This window comes from Microcella daejeonensis, assembly GCF_026625045.1.
GTDB classification, from domain to species: Bacteria; Actinomycetota; Actinomycetes; order Actinomycetales; family Microbacteriaceae; genus Microcella; species Microcella daejeonensis.
Genome location: NZ_CP113089.1, coordinates 2,326,418 through 2,350,594, shown reverse-complemented (window position 1 = coordinate 2,350,594; position 24,177 = coordinate 2,326,418). Strand labels below are relative to the sequence as shown.

Below are 24,177 nucleotides of genomic sequence, written 5' to 3'. Positions count from 1 at the left end.
GGCCCCGCACGCATCCACAAGGGAGACTCCTCGGTGTCGGAACAGAACTTTGACCTGGTCATCCTCGGTGCGGGAAGCGGCGGATACGCCGCCGCCCTGCGCGCGAGCCAGCTCGGCATGACCGTCGGGCTGATCGAGAAGAGCAAGGTCGGGGGAACCTGCCTGCACGTGGGGTGCATCCCCACGAAGGCTCTGCTCCACGCCGGCGAGGTCGCCGACGCTGCCCGCGACTCCGCCCGCTTCGGCGTGAAGGCGACGCTCGAGGGCATCGACGTCCCCGCGGTGAACGCCTACCGCGACGGGATCGTCGCCAGCAAGTACAAGGGTCTGCAGGGCCTCATCAAGGCGCGCGGCATCACGACGATCGAGGGCGAGGGCCGTCTGACCTCCCCGACGACCGTGCAGGTCGGCGAGCACACCATCACGGGCAAGAACGTCGTCCTGGCGACCGGCTCCTACTCGCGCTCGCTCCCCGGCCTCGAGATCGGCGGACGGGTCATTACCTCCGAGCAGGCGCTGCAGCTCGACTACGTGCCCCGCAAGGTCGCCGTCCTCGGCGGCGGCGTCATCGGCGTGGAGTTCTCGAGCGTATGGCGCTCCTTCGGCTCCGAGGTCGTCATCATCGAGGCGCTGCCCCACCTGGTGCCCAACGAGGACGAGGCGATCTCGAAGCAGTTCGAGCGCGCGTACCGCAAGCGCGGCATCGAGTTCAAGCTCGGCGTCCGCTTCCAGGGCGTGACCCAGGACGAGAACGGCGTCGTCGTCACGCTCGAGAGCGGCGAGACGATCGAGGCCGATCTGCTCCTGGTCGCCGTGGGCCGAGGCCCGTCGACGGCGAACATGGGCTTCGAGGAGGTCGGCGTCACGATGGACCGCGGCTTCGTTCTCACCGACGAGCGGCTGCGCACGAACATCCCGGGCGTCTACGCCGTCGGCGACATCGTCCCGGGGCTGCAGCTCGCGCACCGCGGCTTCCAGCACGGCATCTTCGTGGCCGAGGAGATCGCCGGCCTCAACCCCATCGTCATCGACGACATCAACGTGCCGAAGGTCACCTACAGCGAGCCGGAGGTCGCGTCGGTCGGCCTGACCGAGGCGAAGGCCAAGGAGAAGCACGGCGACGCCGCGATCGCGACGTACGACTACAACCTCGCGGGCAACGGCAAGAGCCACATCCTCGAGACGGCCGGGTCGATCAAGGTCGTGCGCGTCGTGGACGGCCCCGTGGTCGGCGTGCACATGATCGGCGCCCGCGTCGGCGAGCTCATCGGCGAGGCCCAGCTCGCGGTGAACTGGGAGGCGCACCCGGAGGACATCGCTCCGCTGCTCCACGCGCACCCCACCCAGAACGAGGCGCTCGGCGAGGCCTTCCTCGCCCTCGCCGGCAAGCCCCTGCACGGCATCTGAGCCGCGTCCATAAGCTGAATCACTACAGGTCTTCAAAGGAGCATCACTGATGAGCGAATCCGTCAACCTCCCGGCGCTCGGCGAGAGCGTCACCGAGGGCACGGTCACCCGCTGGCTGAAGAACGTGGGCGACCGCGTCGAGGTCGACGAGCCCCTGCTCGAGGTCTCGACCGACAAGGTCGACACCGAGATCCCGTCCCCCGTCGCGGGCGTCGTCGAGGAGATCCTCGTCGCCGAGGACGAGACCGTCGAGGTCGGCACCCCCCTCGTGCGCATCGGCGATGGCGCCTCCGGCGGCGGGGATGCCCCTGCCGAGCCGGCCGCCGAGCCCGCAGCCGCGGAGCCCGTCCCGGCGGAGCAGCCCGCTCCCGCCCCGCAGCCCGCTGCTGAGCAGCCCGCCCCCGCTGAGCAGCCCGCCCCGTCGGCACCCGCCGCTCCGGCGCCCGCCGAGCAGCAGGCACCGGCGGTCTCGGCCCCCGTCCAGCCGTCCACCGAGCAGCCGGAGGCGGCCGAGCAGCCCGCTCCGCAGGCCGCCCCCGTCGCCTCCGCTCCGGTCGCGGCGCCGGCTCCGGCCGCCGCTCCCCCGGCCGCTGCTCCCCCGGCAGCCGCCCCTCCGGCGGCCGCTCCTCCGGCCGCTGCCCCTCCGGCAGCCGCGCCGCCCGCTGCGGCACCCCCGGTCGCGGCACCCGCCGCTGCCGCGCCGCCCGCTGCGGCACCCGCGCCGGCCGCCGCTCCGACCGCTGAGCCGGCGGCGCCCGCCGGCGGCAACGCCGGCTACATCACCCCGATCGTGCGCAAGCTCGCCCAGGAGAAGGGCGTCGACCTGGCGTCGATCGTCGGAACCGGCGTCGGCGGTCGCATCCGTCGCCAGGACGTCATCGCCGCAGCCGAGACCGCCCCCGCCGCTACGGCGTCGGCTCCGGCGGCCTCGCGTGCGCCGGTCGAGACGTCCCCGCTCCGAGGCACCACGGTCGCCATGTCGCGTCTGCGCAAGGTCATCGCCGAGCGCGCCGTCGCGTCGATGCAGTCGACGGCCCAGCTGACCTCCGTGGTCGAGGTCGACGTCACGAAGGTCGCGGCTCTCCGCGTCGCGGTCAAGGACGCGTTCCTCGCCGAGACGGGCGTGAAGCTCTCGTTCCTGCCCTTCTTCGCGAAGGCGGCGACCGAGGCGCTCAAGGCGTTCCCGATCATCAACGCGACGGTCGACGGAGACTCCATCGTCTACCCCGAGACCGAGAACCTCTCGATCGCGGTGGACACCGAGCGCGGTCTTCTCACCCCGGTCGTGCGCGACGCGGGCGACAAGAGCATCGCCGATCTCGCGAAGGACATCGCAGACCTGGCGACGCGCACCCGCGACAACCAGCTGAAGCCCGATGAGCTCGCCGGCGGCACGTTCACGCTGACGAACACGGGATCGCGCGGAGCGCTCTTCGACACGCCCGTCGTCTTCCTCCCGCAGGTCGCCATCCTCGGCACCGGCATCGTGACGAAGAAGCCCGCGGTCGTGACGGTCGACGGCGCGGACGCCATCGCGATCCGGTCGACCGTGTTCCTCGCCCTGTCGTACGATCACCGCATCGTCGACGGCGCCGACGCGGCCCGCTTCCTCACCGCGGTCAAGAACCGCCTCGAGGAGGCCGACTTCGACGGAGACCTCGGCATCTAGTCGAGCACCGATCGAACGCGCCATCCGGCCTCGCTCCTCACCACGAGGAGCGAGGCCGTTCGCGTTCCGTCGTCGTGGATGAGGTCGATGAGCGCGGCGGAGCCCAGACGGTCGGCGACGACCACGTCGGCCGGGGGCTGCGCGAGGAGATCGTCCGCGGCCGTGACGCGCGAGTCCATCAGCGACTCGCTGGCAGCCGAGCCCTCCTGCACGACGGTGCTCGCGCACGAATCCGACCCCTCGCCGGTACGGCCCTGCTCGCGGCAGTCCGCCCACCGCCGCGCGAGCTCCGCGACGAGCGCGAGCCACTCCTCCGGGGCCGGCTCCGCGCCCGTATCCACCGCGGCAGGAGCAGCTGGGTCCTCTGGCTCCGGCGATTCTTCGACCGGCGGGATCGCCGCATCGCTCTCCCCTGGACGCTCGTCGGCGGGCACGCTCTGCGGTCCCGGTCGCGCGCTGCCCTGCGCGTCGACGTCGAGCACGACCACCGCGATCGAGGCGGCGAGGGCGAGCAGTCCCGCCGCACCCAGGAGCACGATCGATCGACGCGGACGCGGCGCGGGCCCCGTTTCCGCCGACCGGCCGGCCCGCCGAGGCTTCGGGGGCTTACCGAGCCGGTCCGCTCGCACCGGTCGCGGAGCGCGCAGGCGGCTCGGTGCCCCGGGCAGACCGCGGTAGGGCGTCGGTCGGAGCGCCGACACGATTGCGGGCGGCAGGCCGAGGTCGTCGAGGATCCGCAGCACGGTGCCGCGCAGACCCGGCTCGTGACGCTCCTGCCTGTCCGCGAGCTCGGAGCCCACGGGCGCCTCCCGATGGCGAGCGTCCGGCGACATGACCTCGGGGTCCGGGTGAGGAGCGGCGGAGGACAGAGCGAGCACCACGGGAGCCGGGCGGGCGGCATCGAAGAGCGCCTGCTCGAGGGAGAGGGTGTCGTCGACGCCCTCGACGGCGGCGAGCAGGGCATCCCGACGTTCGGGCCGCACCCCCGCGACGACCCGCTCGGCCAGCCCGCGAAGGCCGACCAGGTCGGCGAGGATCCCGGGCTCCCGGCGGCGGAAGCGCTCCGGGAGGGGCGGTGCGGCGAGGAGACCGCTCAGGGCCGTCAGCACGGGGGCGCCGTCGGCGCCGATCCGCACGCCGGCCGCGCCCCACCGCCCGACGGTCACCCCCACCTCGTGCAGCTCGTGGACCAGTTCGGCGAGGGGGGCGAGCACCGTCACCGCCTCGCCCGGGTCGAGGGAGCCGCTCCGTCGGCGCAGCAGCTCCTCGAGGGTCGGGCCGATCACGGCGTCGAGCACCGGGACCGGCCGGCCGTCCACACCGGTCGCGAGGTCGAGCAGCGTCGCCAGATGGCGGGATCGCACGCGCCCGAGCGATTCGACCTCGGCGTCGATGCGGCTGTCGGGCACGCCCTCCCGGTAGCAGCGCAGGGCGACGCTCGACCCCCCGCCCCGGGCGAGCAGCACGGCCGCGGTCGAGCCGCCCCCGAGCCGCCGGACGACGCGGTACCCGCCGAGCGACCCGGGCGGGGCGGCCGACGGTGGAGGGATCGCGGCGCCGCTCGCCGCGGGGGCGGGGCGCGCCACCCCGCGCACGGAGGCCGCCGTGGGATTGGCCGAGGACGGCAGGGATGACGGCGCAGGTTCGAGCATGGACGCAGAGTGCCCCGAGCCCCGGTCGTCGGCGCGTGCAGGAGCGCGCAGCTGGGGGTCGCGGATGCCTCCCCAGGTCGGTGAGGAGCCGCGCGGGGCACTATCCTGAGACGCATGGCCCGCAGCTCCGCACCCTCCTCCCCCGCCAAGGAACCCGGCCGGATGAAGCAGATGGGGCAGGTCTTCCAGATGACCCGCCGCAACGACAAGGCGGCGCTGCCGCTCATGCTCCTCTGGACGATCCTCCCGGTCGTCGCCGGCATCCTGCTCGCCGCCTTCCTCTCGGCCGGCAACATCATCGGCCAGGTGCTCTACGTGATCGCCGGCATCATGGGCGGCATCCTCGGTTTCCTCCTCGTGCTGGGCCGCCGCGCCGAGCGCGTGGCCTACCGCCAGATCTCGGGGCAGCCCGGCGCGGTAGGCGCGGTGCTCAAGAGCGCCCTGCGTCGTGCCTGGCAGGCCGGGGAGATGCCGGTCGCCGTCAGCCCCCGCACCCAGGACGCCGTCTACCGCGCGGTCGGCAAGCCGGGCGTCGTGCTCATCGGCGAGGGCCCCAAGTCGCGCACGAAGCGGATGCTCGACGACGAGCAGCGCAACGTGAAGCGCATCGTGCCGAACGTGCCGGTGCACATCATCCACGTGGGTCCCGACGAGGACAGCGTGCCGCTGGAGAAGCTGCCGAAGTCGATCACCCGGATCAAGAAGGCCATCTCGAAGGCCGAGGTCTACGCGGTCTCGAACCGGCTGAACTCGCTGAGCAAGGCGAGCTCGCTGCCCATCCCCAAAGGCATCGACCCCACCAAGGTGCGGGCGCCCAAGCCGCGCTAGCGCCGCAGCAGGATCGTGCCGACGGCGCGATCGTGCAGACCGCGCTGATCCGCGTCCCAGATCATCGCGGGCACGACGAGGGTCAGCAGCAGGGCACGGATGACGGGCTTGACGACTCCCAGCCGTCCGCCCTCGATGCGCTGCAGGCGCATGCCGAGCACCAGGTGACCGGCGCTGGCATTGATGCCGATGGTCAGCAGGATCTGCATCCCGAGGAAGATCAGCTGCGTCGCGACCGGGTTGTACTCGAAGAACACGACGGCGATCACGACGGCGATGCCCCAGTCGATCGAGATGGCGGCGAGCCGGCGGCCGAGGCGCGCGATCGAGCGCGGCCCCGTCTCGGGCAGCCCCAGGCGCTTGCCGGGCCAGGTCGGCGGGGTGGAGGGTGCGGTGGTCACGCTGACGATCGTAGGGCGGGCGTCCCGCGGCATCCTGTGCGACGGGCGCCGGGCATCCCGCCGCACCGTGCGTCTCTGAGCGGGGGACTCAGAACCCGCGCGTAGACTGGCCCTCGTGATCGACTTCGTCGACGCGGGGCTAAGCGCCAACTCCGTGCCGTACCTGTCGGGTCTCGAGCAGCAGCGTGCCCTGCACGCCGCCGTCGTCGAGGGCCGGGCGCCCGATACCGTCATGCTGCTCGAGCACGAGAGCGTGTACACCGCCGGCAAGCGCACCGAGCCGCACGAGCGGCCGAGCGACGGCACCCCCGTCATCGATGTCGACCGCGGCGGCAAGATCACCTGGCACGGACCGGGGCAGCTTGTCGGCTACCCGATCATCCGGCTGCCCGAGCCCGTCGACGTCGTGCGCTACGTGCGCGCGCTCGAGGGCATGCTCATCGCCGTGCTCGAGGATCTCGGCGTCGAGGGCGCCGGTCGCGTCGACGGCCGCAGCGGCGTCTGGATGCGCGGCACCGACAAGATCGCCGCGATCGGCATCCGCGTGGCCCACGGCGTGACCATGCACGGCTTCAGCCTCAACTGCAGCAACTCCTTCGACGCCTACTCCGCGATCGTCGCCTGCGGGCTCGCCGATGCCGGCGCCACCTCCATCAGCCGGGAGCTCGGCCGCACGGTCGAGCCGGCCGATGCCGCGGCGCGCGTCCGCGCGCGCTTCACCGAGCACGTCCTCCTCCCGCTCGGCCGCCCGTCGGCCGCCCCGACCCTCTCTGGAGCCCCGTCATGACCGCCGTGCACCCCACCGCCCCCGTCGAGGGCCGCAAGATGCTGCGCCTCGAGGTGCGCAACGCCGCCACGCCCATCGAGAAGAAGCCCGAGTGGATCAAGACCCGGGCGAAGATGGGTCCCGAATACACCGAGCTGCGCGCCCTCGTGGGCGAGAAGCAGCTGCACACCGTGTGCCAGGAGGCCGGCTGCCCCAACATCTACGAGTGCTGGGAGGATCGCGAGGCGACCTTCCTCATCGGCGGCAGCCAGTGCACCCGGCGGTGCGATTTCTGCCAGATCGACACCGGCAAGCCCGCCGACTACGACCGCGACGAGCCGCGCCGCGTCGCCGAGAGCGTGCGCGAGATGCAGCTGCGCTACGCGACCGTCACGGGCGTCGCGCGCGACGATCTGCCCGACGAGGGCGCCTGGCTGCACGCCGAGACCGTGCGGCTCATCCACGAGATGAACCCCGGCACGGGCGTCGAGATCCTCGCGACCGACTTCTCGGGCAACCCCGAGCTGCTGCGGGTCGTGTTCGAGTCGCAGCCGGAGGTCTTCGCGCACAACGTCGAGACGGTGCCGCGGCTGTTCAAGAGCATCCGACCCGCCTTCCGCTACGAGCGCTCGCTCGATGTGATCTCGCAGGCCCGCGCCTTCGGTCTCATCACGAAGTCGAACCTGATCCTCGGCATGGGCGAGACCCGCGAGGAGGTCTCGCAGGCGCTGCAGGATCTGCACGACGCGGGCACCGACATCATCACGATCACGCAGTACCTGCGCCCCACCCCGCGCCACCACCCCATCGACCGCTGGCTCAAGCCGGCGGAGTTCGTCGAGATCAAGGAGGAGGCCGAGCAGATCGGGTTCCTCGGCGTGCTCGCCGGCCCGCTCGTGCGCTCCAGCTACCGGGCGGGGCGCCTGTGGGCGCAGTCGATGACGGCGAAGGGGCGGCCGATCCCGGATGCCCTGCGCGGGCTCGCCGTCTCGACCGAGCCCTTCGCGCAGGCCGTCGGCTGAGCATCCCGACCCCGCTCGCGGGCACCGCTCGGCCGGTGTTCGCGAGCCGGATTCGGCGTAACATCCCCGAAACAAACGGGACACCGAGGGGAAACTCCCCCTGCGTAGCCTCGGGTGAGGTTGCGATCGCAGCTTTCCGGTACCAACCCAGGAGACCCATCACATGTTTAGTGATTCTTCCGAGGTCCTGAAGTTCATCAAGGACACGGACGTCAAGTTCCTCGACATCCGATTCACCGACCTTCCGGGCGTGCAGCAGCACTTCAACATCCCCGCCTCGACGGTCGACGAGGAGTTCTTCTCGGTCGGTCAGCTGTTCGACGGCTCCTCGATCCGCGGTTTCGCGTCGATCCACGAGTCCGACATGCAGCTCATCCCCGACGTCACCACCGCGTACATCGACCCCTTCCGCGTCGAGCGCACGCTCATCATGGTCTTCGACATCTACAACCCGCGCACCGGCGAGATCTACAGCCGCGACCCGCGCCAGGTCGCCAAGAAGGCCGAGAAGTACCTCGCCTCGACCGGCATCGCCGACACCGCCTACTTCGCCCCCGAGGCCGAGTTCTACATCTTCGACGACGTGCGCTACGAGACGAAGCAGAACGCGAGCTTCTTCTCCGTCGACTCCGAGGAGGGCGCCTGGAACACCGGTCGCGTCGAGGAGGGCGGCAACCTCGCGAACAAGACCCCGTACAAGGGCGGCTACTTCCCCGTCAGCCCCGTCGACAAGCAGGCCGACCTGCGCGACGACATCAGCCTCAAGCTGATCGACGCGGGCCTCATCCTCGAGCGCGCCCACCACGAGGTCGGCACCGGCGGCCAGGCCGAGATCAACTACCGCTTCGACACCATGGTGCACGCGGCCGACGACATCCTGAAGTTCAAGTACATCGTCAAGAACACGGCCGAGCAGTGGGGCAAGACCGCCACGTTCATGCCGAAGCCCCTCTTCGGCGACAACGGCTCGGGCATGCACACCCACCAGTCGCTGTGGAACGACGGCACCCCGCTGTTCTACGACGAGAACGGCTACGGCGGCCTGAGCGACCTCGCCCGCTGGTACATCGGCGGCCTGCTCAAGCACGCCCCCGCCGTACTCGCCTTCACGAACCCGACGCTCAACTCGTACCGCCGCCTCATCCCCGGCTTCGAGGCCCCCGTCAACCTCGTCTACTCGGCGGGCAACCGCTCGGCCGCGATCCGCATCCCCATCACGGGCACGAACCCCAAGGCCAAGCGCATCGAGTTCCGCGCGCCCGACGCCTCGGGCAACCCGTACCTGGCCTTCGCAGCGCAGATGATGGCGGGCCTCGACGGCATCCTCAACAAGATCGAGCCGCACGAGCCCGTCGACAAGGACCTCTACGAGCTCCCGCCCGAGGAGGCCAAGAACATCCCCCAGGTCCCCGCGACGCTGTCGGGCGCGCTCGACGCGCTCGAGGCCGACCACGAGTTCCTGCTCCAGGGCGGCGTGTTCACGAAGGACCTCATCGAGACCTGGATCGCGTACAAGCGCGAGAAGGAGATCCTGCCGGCCGCCCAGCGTCCGACGCCCATCGAGTACGAGCTCTACTACTCGGTCTGATCCAGCCCCGCAGCCACGAGGGCCGCATCCCGTTCACCGGGGTGCGGCCCTCGTGCCGTTCCGAGCATCCGCCGCGGCCTCGCCGGTCGGGGCGCGGGATGCGCGGCGCGCGTCACCCGTAGAAGCAGCGTTCGAAGACCTGCCGGGCGAGCCGCGTCGTGCGCAGGTAGTCCTCCTCGAGCTGCGAGGCGCTGCCGGCCGGATACCGCAGCAGCCGCGCGACCCCGTCGAGCTGCCCCCGCTCGGTCGGCAGCACGTCGACGGTCTTCGCGCTCCACAGCGTCATCGCCGAGCGGGTGCGCGAGGCGATGAGCCAGGCCTCCCGCAGCCGCACGGCCTCCTCGGCGCTCAGCAGCTCGGCGTCGACGAGCGCCGTGAGGGCGCCGAGCGTCGACGTCGTGCGCAGCTCCGGCACCGCGGCGGCGTGCCCGAGCTGCAGCAGCTGCACGCACCACTCGACGTCGCTCAAGGAGCCGCGGCCGAGCTTGAGGTGGCGGGAGGAGTCGGCGCCCTGCGGCAGCCGCTCCGACTCGATGCGGGCCTTCATGCGCCGGATCTCGCGCGCCGCCGACTCCTCGAGCTGCACCGGGTACCGCAACGCGTCGGCGAGGGCGGTGAACGCCTCGATGAGCGGGGCATCCCCCACGACGCCGCGGGCGCGCAGCAGCGCCTGCGCCTCCCAGGTGAGCGACCAGCGCTCGTAGTAGGCGCGGTAGGAGTCGAGGGAGCGCACGAGCGGCCCGGTCTTGCCCTCGGGGCGCAGCCCGGCGTCGAGGTCGAGCGGCAGCCGCAGATCCTCGCTCAGGCGGGCGATGTCGCGCACGACCTGCTCGGCCCGCTGCTGCGCGTGCTCCCCCGCGCCGACGTCGCGGTAGACGTACATCACGTCGAGATCGGAGCCGAAGCCGAGCTCGCCGCCGCCGTAGCGCCCCATCGCGATCACGGCGAACTCGATGCCGTCGCCGTAGCGGTGCGCGATCGAGAGCAGGCCGGTGAGCAGCGCGGTCGCGATGTCGCTGAGCGCCCGCCCGAGCTCGTCGACGGTGATGACGTCGAGGATGGCCGCGAGGGCGATCCTCAGGATCTCACGGCGGCGCGCGGTGCGCAGGGCTCCCGCGGCCGCGGCGTCGTCGTCGCCGTGCCGGGCGACCGTGGCGCGCGCCTCGTCGAGCAGGGCATCCAGCGATCGGGGGCGCAGCTCCTCCTCGTTCTCGAGCCAGGCGGCGCCCTCGGGGATGCGGCGGAACAGCTCGCCGACGTAGCGGGAGCCGGCGAGCACGCTCGTGAGCCGCTGCGCCGCGCCGGAGGAGTCGCGCAGCATGCGCAGGAACCAGTAGGTCTCGCCGAGATCCTCGCTGAGGCGCCGGAAGGCGAGCAGCCCGTAGTCGGGGTCGGCGCCGTCGGAGAGCCACTGCAGGATGACCGGCAGGAGCGTGCGCTGGATCGCCGCGCTGCGGGACACCCCGCCCGAGAGCGCGGCGATGTGGCGCAGCGCGCCGGCGGGGTCGACGAAGCCGATCGCCTTCAGCCGCGCCTCGGCCTGCGCGCTGGTGAGGCTCAGATCCTGGTCGGGAAGAGCCGCCACCGCCGAGAGCAGCGGGCGGTAGAAGAGCTTCTCGTGCAGGCTGCGCACCGCGGCGCGGGTCTGCTGCCAGCGCACCGAGAGCTCGTCGGCCGTCGCGAGCGCGCCGGTCGCCCTGGCGATGACCCGCAGCTTGTCCGGATCGCGCGGCATGAGGTGCGTGCGCCGCAGCCCGTCGAGCTGCAGCCGGTGCTCGATCACCCGCAGCAGCCGGTAGTCGCCCGAGAACTCGGCGGCCTCGGCCCGGCCGATGTAGCCGTGCTCCGCGAGGGCCGCGAGCGCACCGAGCGTGTCGGGCTGGCGCACGCGGTCGTCGGAGTGCCCGTGCACGAGCTGCAGCAGCTGGATGGTGAACTCGACGTCGCGCAGGCCCCCCGGCCCGAGCTTGAGCTGCTGGTCGACCTCGTCGGCGGGGATGTTCGCCGTGACGCGCTCGCGCATGCCCTGCACCGAGGCGACGAAGCCCTCGCGCTGGGAGGACTGCCACACCAGCGGGCTGATCTGCTGCAGGTACCGCTCCCCCAGCTCGGCGTCGCCCGCGAGCGGCCGCGCCTTCAGCAGGGCCTGGAACTCCCAGCTCTTCGCCCAGCGCTCGTAGTACGCCTTGTGCGAGTCGAGGCTGCGCACGAGCGCGCCGTCCTTGCCCTCGGGGCGCAGGTTCGCGTCCACCTCCCAGAGGCCCGGCTCGATGCCCGCCTCCTGGATGTTGCGGGCCGTCGCGCTCGCGAGCCGCGTCGCGATCTCCACGGCCCGCGAGGTCTCGATCCCCTCGACGCCCTCGGCCGCGTAGATGACGTCGACGTCGCTCACGTAGTTGAGCTCGCGAGCGCCCGCCTTTCCCATGCCGATGATGGCCAGTCGCACGCCCGCGAGCTCCTCGGCCGGCACCGGCGAGGCCGCGCGCGCGGCGTCGAGCGCGGCGTCCAGGGCGGCTCCCGCGAGATCGGCGAGGGCGGCACCGACCGCCGGCATGGCGGTGAGGGGGTCGGGATGCTCGAGATCCCAGGCGGCGAGGCGCAGCAGGTGGTGCCGGTACCGCACCCGAAGCGCCACCACGCCCTGCTCCGGGCTCGGCGCGGCCGCGACGGCGGCGCGCAGATCGTCGCGGTAGCCCTGCGCGGTGAGGGGCTCCGGCAGGGGCACCCGGAGGGCGCGCAGCTCGGCCGGGCGCCGGCGGAGGAAGTCCGCCAGGCCCTCGCTGGCGCCGAGCACGCGCACCAGGCGCGCGCTCCACTGCTCGTCGTCGAGCACCTCGGCGAGGGCATCCGGATGCTGCTCGTCGAGGCGCCGCAGCAGCCGCAGCGCGCGATCGGGGTCGGCCGCGCGGGCGAAGGCGTCGAGATGCCGCTCGTAGCCCCCGAGCGCCTCGCGGGCGTCGGAGAGCTCGGCGAAGCCCATGCGGGCGAGATCCGTGAGCGTCAGCGTCGAGCGCGTCATGGCGGCGGGGCGGGGACTCGGGCCCGCGGGGCCCTAGAGGATCTCCAGGTTGCTCTTCAGCTCGTAGGGCGTGACCTGCTCGCGGTACTCGCGCCACTCGCGCCGCTTGTTGAGCAGCACGAAGTTGAAGACCTGCTCCCCCAGCGTCTCGGCGACGAGCTCGCTGTCCTCCATGAGGGTGAGCGCGCGGTCGAGGCTCGCGGGCAGCGCCTTGTAGCCGAGCGCGCGGCGCTCCGCCTCCGTCAGCGCCCAGACCGTGTTCTCGGCCTCGGGCGGCAGCTCGTAGCCCTCCTCGATGCCCTTGAGGCCCGCGGCGAGAAGCAGGGAGTAGGCGAGGTAGGGGTTCGCGGCCGAGTCGATGCCGCGGTACTCCACGCGCGCGCTCTGACCCTTGCCGGGCTTGTAGAGCGGCACGCGCACGAGCGCCGAGCGGTTGTTGTGGCCCCAGGTGACGTAGCTGGGCGCCTCGTCCCCGCTCCACAGCCGCTTGTAGGAGTTGACGAACTGGTTCGTCACCGCCGTGATCTCGGGGGCGTGGGTGAGGATGCCCGCGACGAACTGCCGGCCGATCTGCGAGAGCTGGTACTCGCCGGAGGCGTCGTAGAAGGCGTTCGTGTCGCCCTCGAAGAGCGACATGTGCGTGTGCATCCCGGAACCGGGGTGCTGCGCGAGCGGCTTCGGCATGAAGGTGGCGTACACGCCCTGCTCGATCGCGACCTCCTTCACCACCGTGCGGAAGGTCATGATGTTGTCGGCCGTCGTGAGGGCGTCGGCGTAGCGCAGGTCGATCTCGTTCTGGCCGGGGCCCGCCTCGTGGTGGCTGAACTCGACCGAGATGCCGAGATCCTCGAGCATGCGCACGGCGCGGCGCCGGAAGTCGTGGGCCGTGCCGCCGGGCACGTTGTCGAAGTAGCCGGCCGAGTCGACGGGCTCGGGGCCCTCGGGGCCGTACTTGCTGCTCTTGAGCAGGTAGAACTCGATCTCGGGGTGCGTGTAGAAGGTGAAGCCGCGGTCGGCGGCCTTCGCGAGCGCGCGCTTGAGCACGTGGCGCGGATCGGCGGCGGCCGGCTGCCCGTCGGGGGTGGTGATGTCGCAGAACATGCGCGCGGTCGGGTCGACCTCGCCCCGCCAGGGCAGGATCTGGAAGGTCGTCGGGTCGGGATGCGCGAGCACGTCGGCCTCGTAGGCGCGGGTGAACCCCTCGATGGAGGAGCCGTCGAAGCCGAGGCCCTCGGTGAAGGCCCCCTCGACCTCCGCCGGAGCGATGGCGACCATCTTGAGCGTGCCCACGACGTCGGTGAACCAGAGACGCACGAACTTGACGCCCCGCTCCTCGATGGTGCGGAGAACGAAGTCCTGCTGCTTGCTCATACTGCCCTCTCTGCGGCACGGAAAAGGCCCACAGGGCCCGGCGTTAGGCTACCCGGTATGCCCCGTCTCCGCTTGGCTCTGGCCCAGACGAACCCCGTCGTCGGAGACCTCCGCGGCAACGCCGAGCAGGTGCTCGCCGCCGCCCGCGAGGCGCACGCCGCGGGCGCCGACATCCTCGCCGTTGGCGAGATGGCGATGACCGGGTACCCCATCGAGGACCTCGCCTCGCGGCCCTCGTTCCTCGCCGCCGCCGGGGCCGCGGTCGCCGCGCTCGCGGGTCGGCTCGAGCAGGAGGGGCTGGGTGATCTCGCGGTCATCGTCGGGCATCCCGACGGCCCGCACGAGCCCCGCCTTCTCGGTTCGTCGAACGCGCCCACCGCGATCGCGCAGAACTGCGCGAGCGTGCTGCACGGGGGCGAGGTCGTCGCCCGCTACGCCAAGCACCACCTGCCGAACTACTCGGTCTTCGACGAGTACCGGGTCTTCATCCCGGGCGACGAGCTGCTGGTGCTGCGCCTGCGCGGCGTCGACGTGGCGGTCATCGTCTGCGAGGACCTCTGGCGCGACGGCGGCCCGGTCGGGCGCGTGCTCGAGGCCGACGCCGGGGTGCTTGTGGTCATCAACGCCTCGCCCTTCGAGCGCGACAAGGACGAGGTGCGGCTGCCGCTCGTCACCCGCCGCGCCGTCGAGACCGACACCGTCGTCGCCTACGTCAACATCGTCGGCGGGCAGGACGACCTCGTCTTCGACGGCGACAGCGTCGTCGTCGACGGCACGGGCGCGATCCTCGCGCGGGCGCCCCAGTTCCGCGAGCACCTGCTGGTGGTCGACGTGGATGCCGAGGCCGCCGCCGACTGCGCGCTGCCGCCCGCCGTCTCCCGCGTCGAGATCGGCACCCCGGGGCGCGAGCGGCCCCCCGTGGCCGCGGACGTGGCGACGCTGCCCGACGACACCGAGCAGGTCTGGAACGCCCTCGTGCTCGGCCTGCGCGACTACGTGCGCAAGAACGGCTTCCGCTCGGTCGTGCTCGGGCTCTCGGGCGGCATCGACTCGGCCGTCTGCGCCGCGATCGCCGCCGACGCCCTGGGCGCCGAGAACGTGCACGGCGTGAGCATGCCGAGCCGCTGGTCGAGCGACCACAGCCGCAGCGATGCCGACGAGCTCGCCGAGCGGATCGGCGTCAACTACTCGACCGAGGCGATCGCCGATCTCGTCGCCCCGATCGAGCAGCAGCTCGCCCTCGACGGGGTCGCCGCCGAGAACCTGCAGGCGCGCATCCGCGGCATCATCCTCATGGCGGCCTCGAACACGCACGGGCACCTCGTGCTGACGACCGGCAACAAGACCGAGCTCTCGGTCGGGTACTCGACGATCTACGGCGACTCGGTCGGCGGCTTCGCCCCCATCAAGGACGTCCCCAAGATGCTCGTGTGGGAGCTCGCGCGGTGGCGCAACGCGAACGCGGTCGCGCGCGGCGAGACCCCGCCGATCCCGGTGGGCTCGATCGAGAAGCCGCCCAGCGCCGAGCTGCGCCCCGGCCAGGTCGACCAGGACTCGCTGCCGCCGTACGAGGTGCTGGATGCCCTGCTCGAGGCGTACATCACGCAGAAGCTCGGCAAGGACGACGTCATCGACCTCGGCTTCGACCGCGAGATGGTCGAGCACATCACCGGGCTCGTCGACCGCGCGGAGTGGAAGCGCCGCCAGGGGGCGATCGGGCCGAAGATCTCGGGCATGGCCTTCGGGCGGGATCGCCGGCTGCCGATCACCTACCGCCCCACGGAGTAGGCGCCGGTCAGGGCGGCTCGCCCGCCGCCCTGCGCACCGCTCACGAACGAGGCCGAGGTCTAGGCTTGCAGCATGGCTGATCAGGCGATGAAGCGCGTCCGCACCCGGCACTTCCAGCGGGCGAAGGAGCAGGGGATCAAGATCACCGGCCTCACCTCCTACGACGTGCTCACGGCGCGGATCTTCGATGAGGCGGGCATCGACTTCCTCCTCGTCGGCGACTCGGCCGGCAACACCGTGCTCGGCTACGACACGACCCTCCCCGTGACCATCGACGACCTCATCCCCCTCACCCGGGGCGTCGTGCAGGGCGTCACGCGAGCCCTCGTCGTCGCCGACATGCCCTTCGGCTCCTACGAGACCGGCCCCGACGAGGCGCTGCACACGGCCTTCCGCTTCATGAAGGAGACCGGCGCGCACGCCGTCAAGCTCGAGGGCGGGCAGCGCTCGGCCGAGCAGATCCGCCGCATCGTCTCGGCGGGCATCCCCGTCATGGGCCACATCGGCTTCACCCCGCAGAGCGAGCACGGGCTCGGGGGGCACGTCATCCAGGGGCGGGGCGAGGGGCTCGAGCAGCTCCTGGCCGACGCGCGCGCGGTCGAGGAGGCCGGCGCCTTCGCGGTCGTGCTCGAGATGGTGCCCGCCGAGGCGGCGCAGCGCGTGACGGCCGAGCTGGGCATCCCCACGATCTCGGTCGGCGGCGGCCCGCACTGCGACGGCCAGCTGCTCGTCTGGACGGACTGGGCGGGTCTGTCGACCGGCCGCATCCCGAAGTTCGTCAAGCAGTACGCGAACCTGCGCCAGGTGCTGACGGATGCCGCTCTCGCGTTCCGCGCCGACGTCGAGTCGGGCGCCTACCCCGGCGAGCAGCACAGCTACAGCGACACGACGGCCGAGCAGGCCCTGCGCGACCGCTCGAGCTGATCCGGCGGGGGCTCAGTCGCCCCGCGACTCCTCCTCGGCCCAGCGCCGGGCGCGCTCCTTCGCGATCTCGGGAGCGCGTGCCGCCTCCTCGCGGCTCGCGTACGGGCCGTCACGATCCGAGCCGAGCGACTGCCGGCCCTCCTCGACCTCGCCGGTCTTGTGGTTGAACCACCACTGCGTGCTCTCAGCCACGGGTCCTCCTCCATCGGGGCGCCGCCGGGCGGGGCCCGCCGTCAGGGCGGTCCTCCAGCGGCTGGATAGACTCGAGACTATGCCCCGCGATGCCTCCGGCCACCTCCTCCCGGGGCGGCACGCCCCGCAGCGCGGAGTGCCCGCGAGCATCGAGCGGCCCGAGTACGTGGGCAGGCCGGCGCCCTCCGCCGAGCGCCTGAGCGACGTCTACGACGCCGAGACGATCGAGCTCATCCGCGCCTCCAGCCGCATCGCCGCGCAGGCGGTGGAGGAGGTCGGCGCCGCCATCCGACCCGGCGTGACGACCGATGAGCTCGACCGCATCGCGCACGAGTACGTGCTCGACCACCGCGCCTACCCCTCGACGCTCGGCTACCGGGGATTCCCGAAGTCGTGCTGCACGAGCATCAACGAGGTCATCTGCCACGGCATCCCCGACGACACCGTCATCGAGGACGGCGACATCGTCAACATCGACATCACCGCCTACCGCGACGGCGTGCACGGCGACCTCAACAAGACCTTCATCGCTGGAGAGGCGAGCGAGGAGGCGGCGCTGCTCGTCGAGCGCACGCGCGAGGCCCTCGCGCGCGGCATCAAGGCCGTGGCGCCCGGCCGGCAGATCAACGTCATCGGGCGGGCGATCGAGTCGTACGCGCGGCGCTTCGGCTACGGGGTCGTGCGCGACTTCACCGGTCACGGCGTCGGGCGGGCCTTCCACAGCGGCCTCATCGTGCCCCACTACGACGCCGCCCCCGAGTTCAGCACCGTCATGGAGCCCGGCATGGTCTTCACGATCGAGCCCATGCTGACGCTCGGCGACATCGCCTGGGATCTCTGGGACGACGACTGGACGGTCACGACCCGCGACAAGAGCCTGAGCGCCCAGTTCGAGCACACCCTCGTCGTCACCGAGCGCGGAGCCGAGATCCTCACGCTGCCGTGAGATCCGACCCCGCCTGAGAAAGGACACCCCCATGAAGCTCGCCATCGGCATCGACATCGGCGGCACCGGCATCAAGGGCGCGGTCGTCGACCTCGCGACGGGCGAGCTGGTGAGCGACCGCGTGAAGCGGCCCACCCCCGCGGGCGGCGAGCCGGGCGCGATCATCGCGACCGCGGCCGAGATCATGGCCGAGCTGGATGCCCCCGCCGACTCCCCCGTCGGCGTCTGCTTCCCCGCCATCGTGCTCGAGGGCCGCACCATGTCGGCCGCGAACGTCTCCGACGCCTGGATCGGGCTCGACGCCGACGCGCGCTTCGAGGAGGTGCTCGGGCGGCCCATCCACTTCGTCAACGACGCCGACGCCGCGGGCTTCGCCGAGGCCCGCTACGGCGCCGCGGCCGACCGGCGCGGGCTCGTCATCGTGACGACCCTCGGCACGGGAATCGGCAGCGCCTTCGTGCACGACGGCGTGCTCATCCCGAATACCGAGCTCGGGCATCTGGAGCTCGAGGGGGCCGACGTCGAGACGTGTGCCTCGAACGCCGTGCGCGAGCGCGAAGGGCTCAGCTACCCCGAGTGGGCGGCCCGCCTGCAGCGCTTCTACGCGCACGTGGAGTTCCTGTTCTCCCCCACGCTGCACGTGGTCGGCGGCGGCGTCTCCAAGCACCACGAGCAGTTCCTGCCGCTGCTGAGCCTGCGGGCGCCGATCGTGCCGGCGAGGCTGCGCAACAACGCGGGAATCATGGGCGCTGCGGCGCTCGCCGCGCGCTGAGACGGCGCGGGCCGCGCCGTCTCGCGGTGTCAGGCCGTCGCGTCGGCGACGAGGTACCAGACGAGCGAGACCGCCGCGACGAGGGCGATGACGGTCGAGGCGTAGATGATCCAGCGCTGGGACACGGAAGAGGCTCCTGACGGACGACGACGGCGATGACACCAGTGTGCCATCGCCGTCGGAGGGGATGCTGCCGGCGCGTCGGGCGCCGGAGGATCAGCGCACGATCACGTGCGGCGGAACCGGTTCACCATCGGGCAGTCGAAGGGGTCGCGGGCCGAGAGACCGACCTCGTTGAGATAGCGGATCACGATCCGGTACGACTCCCCGACGGTCGCCTCGGTGTACGGGATGTCGAGCGTCGCCGCGTACTCGCGGGTGATCTCGCGAGCCTTCGACAGCGCCGGGCGCGGCATGTTCGGGAACAGGTGGTGCTCGACCTGATGGTTGAGCCCGCCGTAGAGCGCGGTCGCCCACCAGCCGCCCTTGATGTTGCGCGAGGTGATGATCTGGCGCGAGAGGAAGTCGAGCGGGCTGTCGTGCGGGAGCACGGGCATCCCCTTGTGGTTGGGGGCGAAGCTCGCCCCCATGTACACGCCGAAGACGGCCATCTGCACGCCGATGAAGGCGAAGGCCATGCCGAGCGGCAGCGCCCAGAAGATCACGGCGGCGTACAGTCCCAGACGCAGGAAGATGAGCGTGAGCTCGAGCGCACGGCCCTCGATCTTGCCCTTCTCGAAGAGGCTGAGGATCGACCGGAAGTGCAGGTTGAGGCCCTCGAGGGTCAGGAGCGGGAAGAACAGGTAGCCCTGCTTGCGCGTGATGAGCGCGACGAGTCCGGTCGCCTTGGCGGCGTCCTCCGGGATGAAGGAGATGGTGTCGGGGGCGATGTCGGGGTCGGCGCCGATCTGGTTCGGCTTCGCGTGGTGGCGCGAGTGCTTGTGCATCCACCAGTGGTAGCTGATGCCGACGACGCCCGCGGCGAGCCAGCGGCCGACGTGGTCGTTGACCTTGCCCGAGGCGAAGATCTGGCGGTGCGAGGCCTCGTGCGTGACGAAGGCGATCTGCGTGAGGATGATGCCCAGAGCGGCGGCGATGAGGAGCTGATACCAGCTGTCGCCGAGAAGGATGAACCCCGTGACGGCGCCGCCGAGGGCGACGACGAGACCCGAGAACAGGGCGACGTAGAACCCGACGCGGCGGCGCAGCAGGCCCGCGTCGCGGACCGTGCGCATGAGCGCGGAGTAGCTGCTCGTGGGCTGGACGCGGTTCGGGTCGCGCGGGGTGGTGGAGCGGAATCCGCCCGAGGACGAGGAGGCGATGGAGGTCATGCGGCCTTCCGGATCGGGTGCGTCGACTTCCCAGCCGGCAGGGTGACCCGGCGGGCGCCAGGTCGATGTTTCGACACTACGCACCCGTGTATTCCACCCGTGGTATGGGCGCGCGCAACTCACAGGGTCGAGAACGGGGGCCCGGGGGCCCCCGAGCCCAGGCTCTCCTTGCTTGAGCAGTCGGCAGCGCGGTGATTGACTGCGGCCATGAGCGAGAGCGCCGTGCGAGCATCCGGGCCCCATGCCGATGAGCCCCACGACCGGGGCGCCTACTCGGATCGCGTCAATCGCATCCGCGCCGGCGTGCTCGGAGCCAATGACGGGATCGTCTCGGTGGCGGCGGTGGTCGTGGGCGTCGCCGGGGCGACGAGCGATCTCGTCCCCATCGTCACCGCGGGCGTCGCGGCGGTCGTGGGCGGGGCGATCTCGATGGCGCTCGGCGAGTACGTCTCGGTGTCGAGCGCCCGCGACAGCCAGACGGCGCTCATCGCGAAGGAGCGGCGGGAGCTCGCGGAGCAGCCGGAGGAGGAGCTCGCCGAGCTCGCCGGCATCTACCGGGCGAAGGGCCTGAGCGAGGAGACGGCGCAGCGCGTCGCGGTCGAGCTGACCGCGCACGACGCTCTCGGCGCCCACCTCGAGGCCGAGCTGCACATCGACGAGCACGAGGTGCTGAAGCCCTGGCAGGCCGCATGGGCCTCCGCGATCGCGTTCCTGCTCGGCGCGGTGCTGCCGATGCTCGCCATCGCCCTGCCGCCCGCCGAGCTGCGCATCCCCGTCTCCTTCGTCGCCACGCTCGTCGCCCTCGGGATCACCGGCGCCGTGGGGGCCCGGCTCGGCGACAGCCACTGGCTGCGGCCGACGCTGCGCGTGCTGGCCGGCGGGGCGATCGCGCTCGCCGTCACCTTCGGCGTCGGCGCGCTGCTCGGCACCGCGATCGGCTGACGCGCGGGCGGGTACGATTCCCTGTGCCCTCGAACGCTCCTCCTCCCGCCGCCGCTCCCTCCGGTATCGATCCGGACGATCTCGCCGCGACCCTGCGGGTGCTCGACCAGCTGCAGCACGTCGACGAGGCGCACCCCGATTTCACCGCCGTGCGCCAGGCCACGGCCCACATGATCCGCGCGGTCAAGGTCAATCGTCGCCTGACGAAGCGGGCGGAGATCGCGGAGGCCGACCGCGCGGTGATCGCCGCGACCGCCACCGGGGCCGACGATCGCATCGATGACGAGACGCGGGGGGCCGAGCTCTCGGCCTCGACCGCGGCGCCTCTCGCGGGCGTGCTCGCACGCTCGCGCCCCTGCTACATCTGCAAGCAGCACTACGTCGAGGTCGACGCGTTCTACCACCAGCTCTGCCCCTCGTGCGCCCGCCTCAGCCACGCGAAGCGGGATGCCCGCACCGACCTGAGCGGACGCCGCGCCCTGCTCACCGGCGGTCGGGCCAAGATCGGCATGTACATCGCGCTGCGCCTGCTGCGCGACGGCGCGCACACCACGATCACCACGCGGTTCCCGCGTGACGCCGTGCGGCGCTTCACCGCCCTCCCCGACTCCGCCGACTGGATCGATCGTCTGCGCATCGTCGGGATCGACCTGCGCGATCCGGCCCAGGTCATCGGCCTCGCCGAGGACGTCGCGGCGCAGGGCCCGCTCGACATCCTCATCAACAACGCCGCGCAGACCGTGCGCCGCTCCCCCGGCGCCTACCAGCCGCTCATCGAGGCCGAGCTGGCCCCGCTGCCCGAGGGGCGGATGCCCGAACTCGTGACCTTCGGCCACACCCACGACGCGCATCCCCTCGCCCTCGCCGAATCGGTGACCGCCCACCCTGTGCTCGCCGCCGCGGCCTCGCGCGCGGAGCAGCTCACCGCCGAGGCGATGACCGCGGGCTCCGCCTCGATCGAGCGGCACCGCGACGGCACGGCGATCGACGCCGGCGGCCTCGTGCCCGACCTGCACGGCGTCAACAGCTGGACACAGGCGGTCGGCGCGGTCGAGCCGCTCGAGATGCTCGAGGTGCAGCTCGCGAACAGCGTCGCGCCGTACATCCTCGTCGACCGGCTGCGGCCCTCGATGGCCTCCTCGCCCGCTCGGCGCACCTACGTCGTCAACGTCTCGGCGATGGAGGGCGTCTTCGGCCGCGGGTACAAGGGTCCGGGGCATCCCCACACCAACATGGCGAAGGCCGCGATGAACATGCTCACCCGCACGAGCGCGCGCGAGATGCTCGAGACCGACGGGATCCTCATGACGAGCGTCGACACCGGCTGGATCACTGACGAGCGGCCGCACCCGACGAAGATCCGGCTCGCCGAGGAGGGGTTCCGCGCGCCGCTCGACCTCGTCGACGGGGCCGCGCGGGTCTACGACCCGATCGTGCGCGGCGAAGCGGGCGAGGACGTGTTCGGGGTGTTCCTCAAGGACTACGCGCCCTCGCGCTGGTAGTGGAAGGGCATCCACCGCCCTCGATGAGGGCCGGCGGGGCAAGCGGGCCGGCCGATACGCCGGGTTCTGTTCCCGGGGCGGACCCCGTTCGACGGCCATCTATCTCGGGGAGCCGTTGCCGACACCCTCCAGCGGTCTACCCGGCACCTCAGCGAGCCGCTTCGACAGTGCCTGTTCGACCTTGCTCCGGGCGAGGTTTACCCAGCGAGCCCGATCACTCGGGCCCCTGGTGGTCTCTTACACCACCGTTTCACCCTTACCCCCGGCGTGACGCCGGTGGCGGTCTGCTCTCTGTTGCACTTTCTCGCGGATTGCTCCGGGTGGGTGTTACCCACCGCCCTGCTCTATGGAGCCCGGACGTTCCTCGGCGGAGCCGTCCCCCCTCGCGGGGGCGCGCATCCGACGCGACCGTCTGGCCGACCCACTTGCGTGACTCAGGCTAGCGGGCCGCGGCGGCCTCAGAGTCCGGATTCCGCCGTCCGCACGAGGATCGCGCTCGAATCGGGGCACAGGATGACGTCATCGGGCGCCGCGCGGCGCACCTGATCGAGGTCGCTGCCCGTGAGGGTCACGCCGCTCGCGCTCGACACCCGCGCCCGCAGCAGCGAGGCGCCGTACCCGTAGCGCTCCCGCTGCGTGTCGTACAGCGCGAGCAGATCGGCGGGGATGCGTGCGGCGACCGTCGCGCGATCGGCGGCGGCGTGGTCGCGCTCCGCCACGAGCGTCGCGAGCGCGGTCTCGAGCTCGTGCTGAGCGGCCTCGAGACGGGCGGCGTGCGCCTCGAGGGTCTCGCGGGCGCCGGTCGCCGCGGCCTCGAGCAGCTCGATGCGCTCCATGACGGCGAGCTCGATCTCCTCGAGGTTCGCCAGGCGGACGCGCAGCGACTCCAGCTCGTGCTCGAGCCCCTGGATGTCCTTGACCGAGCTGCTGGCCTGCAGCCGCTCGGTGTCGCGGGCGATGCGCTTCTCGACCACGGCGACGTCGCTCTCGACGCGGCCGAGCTCGATGCGGGCATCCTCGAGGTGACCGCTCGTCTCGGTGGAGGCGGCCTTGATGCGCTCCGCGTCCTCCTTCAGCGCGGCGACGGCGGCCCGCTCGGGCAGCGTGCGCGCCCGGTGGGCGATCTGCGTCAGCAGGGTGTCGAGCCGCTGAAGATCGAGCAGCAGCGCTTGGGTCTCGGGGGCGGCCTTGAGTGCCATGGTGTGCCTTTCTCGGCCGGGATGCCCGGCGGGGTGGTCAGGGGAGGACGACGAAGTCCCACGGATCGGTGCGCAGCTCGCTCACGACGATCTCGACGCCCGGCAGCTCGCGGCGCAGCTCCTCGGCGGCGGTGTCGAGCCACAGCCACTCGCTCGCCCAGTGCGAGACGTCGATGAGCGCGGGGCCGCCGGTCACGCGGGCGGTCTCGCGCGCCTCGCTCGCCGGGTGGTGGCGCAGATCGCTGGTGAGGTAGACGTCGGCGGATCGCACGGCCGCCTCGCCGAGCAGCGAGTCGCCCGCGCCGCCGCAGAGCGCGACCGTGCGCACGACCCGGTCGAACTCGCCCGCGACCCGCACTCCCCCGGCGGTCGCCGGCAGGATGCCCGCCACGCGCCGCGCGAGCGCTCCGAGCGTGATCGGCTCGGGCAGGGCGCCGACCCGTCCGAGCCCGCGCCCCGGCCCGGTCTCGACGACGGGGGTCGGATCGACGAGCCCCAGCAGCCCGGCGAGCCGCCCGCTCGTGCCCGTCTCGACCACGTCGGCGTTGGTGTGCGCGGCGACGAGGGCGCAGCCGCCGCGGATGAGCGTCGCGAGGAGCGCACCCTTGGCCGTGGTCTCGGCGACGGTCGTCACGCCGCGCATGAGCAGCGGATGGTGCACGAGCAGCAGATCGGCACCCGCCTCGATGGCCTCGTCCACCGTGTCGCGCACGGCGTCCACCGCCAGCAGGATGCGGGTGACGGGAGCCGCCGGATCGCCGCTGAGGAGCCCCGCCGCATCCCAGCTCTCGGCGCCGTCGAGGGGCCAGAGCCGCTCGATCGCGGCGGTGGCATCGGCGAGCGTCGGCGGCATGGCTC

General features: G+C 72.0%; 20 protein-coding genes and 1 other RNA gene. 12 read left to right on the top strand and 9 right to left on the bottom strand.

The window, feature by feature from the left end:
• Positions 1-33: 33 nt before the first annotated feature.
• A complete protein-coding gene (lpdA, locus tag OVN18_RS11360) occupies positions 34-1,407 on the top strand; it encodes a dihydrolipoyl dehydrogenase (protein ID WP_267737135.1) in 1,374 nt (457 codons plus the stop codon).
• A gap of 49 nt (positions 1,408-1,456) precedes the next feature.
• On the top strand, positions 1,457-3,076 hold the full coding sequence (sucB, locus tag OVN18_RS11355; protein ID WP_267780888.1) for a 2-oxoglutarate dehydrogenase, E2 component, dihydrolipoamide succinyltransferase: 1,620 nt from the start codon (positions 1,457-1,459) through the stop codon (positions 3,074-3,076).
• Here sucB and OVN18_RS11350 read toward each other — a convergent pair.
• On the bottom strand, positions 3,073-4,728 hold the full coding sequence (locus OVN18_RS11350) for a serine/threonine-protein kinase (RefSeq protein ID WP_267780886.1): 1,656 nt from the start codon (positions 4,726-4,728) through the stop codon (positions 3,073-3,075). The two genes, sucB and OVN18_RS11350, sit on opposite strands and share 4 nt — an antisense overlap.
• A 114-nt stretch (positions 4,729-4,842) precedes the next feature.
• Here OVN18_RS11350 and OVN18_RS11345 point away from each other — a divergent pair, with 114 nt between their 5' ends.
• Positions 4,843-5,556 carry a DUF4191 domain-containing protein gene (locus OVN18_RS11345; RefSeq protein WP_267737132.1) on the top strand — a complete coding sequence of 238 codons (714 nt, stop codon included), beginning with the start codon at positions 4,843-4,845 and terminating at the stop codon, positions 5,554-5,556.
• Here the strand turns inward: OVN18_RS11345 and OVN18_RS11340 are convergent.
• Entirely contained in the window at positions 5,553-5,957 is a 405-nt protein-coding gene (locus OVN18_RS11340) for an RDD family protein (RefSeq protein WP_267737131.1), read from the bottom strand. The two genes, OVN18_RS11345 and OVN18_RS11340, sit on opposite strands and share 4 nt — an antisense overlap.
• Positions 5,958-6,072: 115 nt before the next feature.
• Between OVN18_RS11340 and lipB the strand changes: the two genes are divergently transcribed.
• The 3 genes from lipB (at position 6,073) to glnA (ending at position 9,333) form a co-directional block, all read left to right on the top strand.
• Positions 6,073-6,744 (top strand): lipoyl(octanoyl) transferase LipB, encoded by a 672-nt coding sequence (gene lipB / locus OVN18_RS11335; protein WP_267780885.1) that lies wholly within the window; start codon positions 6,073-6,075, stop codon positions 6,742-6,744.
• Entirely contained in the window at positions 6,741-7,745 is a 1,005-nt protein-coding gene (lipA, locus tag OVN18_RS11330; RefSeq protein ID WP_267737129.1) for a lipoyl synthase, read from the top strand. The genes lipB and lipA overlap by 4 nt, the downstream gene beginning before the upstream one ends.
• A gap of 163 nt (positions 7,746-7,908) precedes the next feature.
• Positions 7,909-9,333, top strand: coding sequence for a type I glutamate--ammonia ligase (gene glnA / locus OVN18_RS11325; RefSeq protein ID WP_267737128.1), 1,425 nt, complete (start codon positions 7,909-7,911; stop codon positions 9,331-9,333).
• 112 nt (positions 9,334-9,445) lie between these two features.
• Here the strand turns inward: glnA and OVN18_RS11320 are convergent, their stop codons facing one another.
• Entirely contained in the window at positions 9,446-12,352 is a 2,907-nt protein-coding gene (locus tag OVN18_RS11320; RefSeq protein ID WP_267780884.1) for a bifunctional [glutamine synthetase] adenylyltransferase/[glutamine synthetase]-adenylyl-L-tyrosine phosphorylase, read from the bottom strand.
• Positions 12,353-12,385: 33 nt separating this feature from the next.
• Positions 12,386-13,723, bottom strand: coding sequence for a glutamine synthetase family protein (locus tag OVN18_RS11315; RefSeq protein WP_267737126.1), 1,338 nt, complete (start codon positions 13,721-13,723; stop codon positions 12,386-12,388).
• 57 nt (positions 13,724-13,780) lie between these two features.
• On the opposite strand from OVN18_RS11315, the gene OVN18_RS11310 reads away from it, so the two are divergent.
• Positions 13,781-15,511: an NAD+ synthase gene (locus OVN18_RS11310; protein WP_267780883.1), complete on the top strand. Its 1,731-nt coding sequence runs from the start codon at positions 13,781-13,783 to the stop codon at positions 15,509-15,511.
• 72 nt (positions 15,512-15,583) lie between these two features.
• Positions 15,584-16,435 (top strand): 3-methyl-2-oxobutanoate hydroxymethyltransferase, encoded by an 852-nt coding sequence (panB, locus tag OVN18_RS11305; RefSeq protein WP_267737124.1) that lies wholly within the window; start codon positions 15,584-15,586, stop codon positions 16,433-16,435.
• A gap of 12 nt (positions 16,436-16,447) precedes the next feature.
• Here the strand turns inward: panB and OVN18_RS11300 are convergent, their stop codons facing one another.
• Positions 16,448-16,627, bottom strand: a complete 180-nt coding sequence (locus tag OVN18_RS11300; RefSeq protein ID WP_267737123.1) for a methionine aminopeptidase — start codon at positions 16,625-16,627, stop codon at positions 16,448-16,450.
• 79 nt (positions 16,628-16,706) lie between these two features.
• Here OVN18_RS11300 and map point away from each other — a divergent pair, with 79 nt between their 5' ends.
• Positions 16,707-17,573, top strand: a complete 867-nt coding sequence (map, locus tag OVN18_RS11295) for a type I methionyl aminopeptidase (RefSeq protein WP_267780881.1) — start codon at positions 16,707-16,709, stop codon at positions 17,571-17,573.
• A 31-nt stretch (positions 17,574-17,604) separates the two neighbouring features.
• Complete coding sequence (gene ppgK / locus OVN18_RS11290) at positions 17,605-18,345, top strand: polyphosphate--glucose phosphotransferase (RefSeq protein WP_267780879.1); 741 nt, start codon at positions 17,605-17,607, stop codon at positions 18,343-18,345.
• A gap of 227 nt (positions 18,346-18,572) precedes the next feature.
• On the opposite strand, the gene OVN18_RS11285 is transcribed toward ppgK, so the two are convergent.
• The gene (locus OVN18_RS11285; RefSeq protein WP_407666039.1) at positions 18,573-19,676 is read right to left on the bottom strand and encodes a fatty acid desaturase family protein; all 1,104 of its coding nucleotides are present in this window, start codon (positions 19,674-19,676) and stop codon (positions 18,573-18,575) included.
• 207 nt (positions 19,677-19,883) lie between these two features.
• Between OVN18_RS11285 and OVN18_RS11280 the strand changes: the two genes are divergently transcribed.
• Together OVN18_RS11280 and OVN18_RS11275 are read left to right on the top strand one after the other, a co-directional pair.
• The gene (locus OVN18_RS11280) at positions 19,884-20,618 is read left to right on the top strand and encodes a VIT1/CCC1 transporter family protein (protein WP_267737119.1); all 735 of its coding nucleotides are present in this window, start codon (positions 19,884-19,886) and stop codon (positions 20,616-20,618) included.
• Between the two features lie 23 nt (positions 20,619-20,641).
• Positions 20,642-22,120, top strand: coding sequence for an SDR family NAD(P)-dependent oxidoreductase (locus tag OVN18_RS11275; RefSeq protein ID WP_267780877.1), 1,479 nt, complete (start codon positions 20,642-20,644; stop codon positions 22,118-22,120).
• A gap of 39 nt (positions 22,121-22,159) precedes the next feature.
• Here the strand turns inward: OVN18_RS11275 and rnpB are convergent.
• The 3 genes from rnpB to OVN18_RS11260 form a co-directional block, all read right to left on the bottom strand.
• Positions 22,160-22,544, bottom strand: an RNA gene (gene rnpB / locus OVN18_RS11270) — RNase P RNA component class A.
• Positions 22,545-22,578: 34 nt separating this feature from the next.
• On the bottom strand, positions 22,579-23,319 hold the full coding sequence (locus tag OVN18_RS11265) for a zinc ribbon domain-containing protein (RefSeq protein ID WP_267780876.1): 741 nt from the start codon (positions 23,317-23,319) through the stop codon (positions 22,579-22,581).
• Positions 23,320-23,356: 37 nt separating this feature from the next.
• Positions 23,357-24,172: a Nif3-like dinuclear metal center hexameric protein gene (locus tag OVN18_RS11260; protein WP_267780874.1), complete on the bottom strand. Its 816-nt coding sequence runs from the start codon at positions 24,170-24,172 to the stop codon at positions 23,357-23,359.
• Between the last annotated feature and the right edge of the window lie 5 nt (positions 24,173-24,177).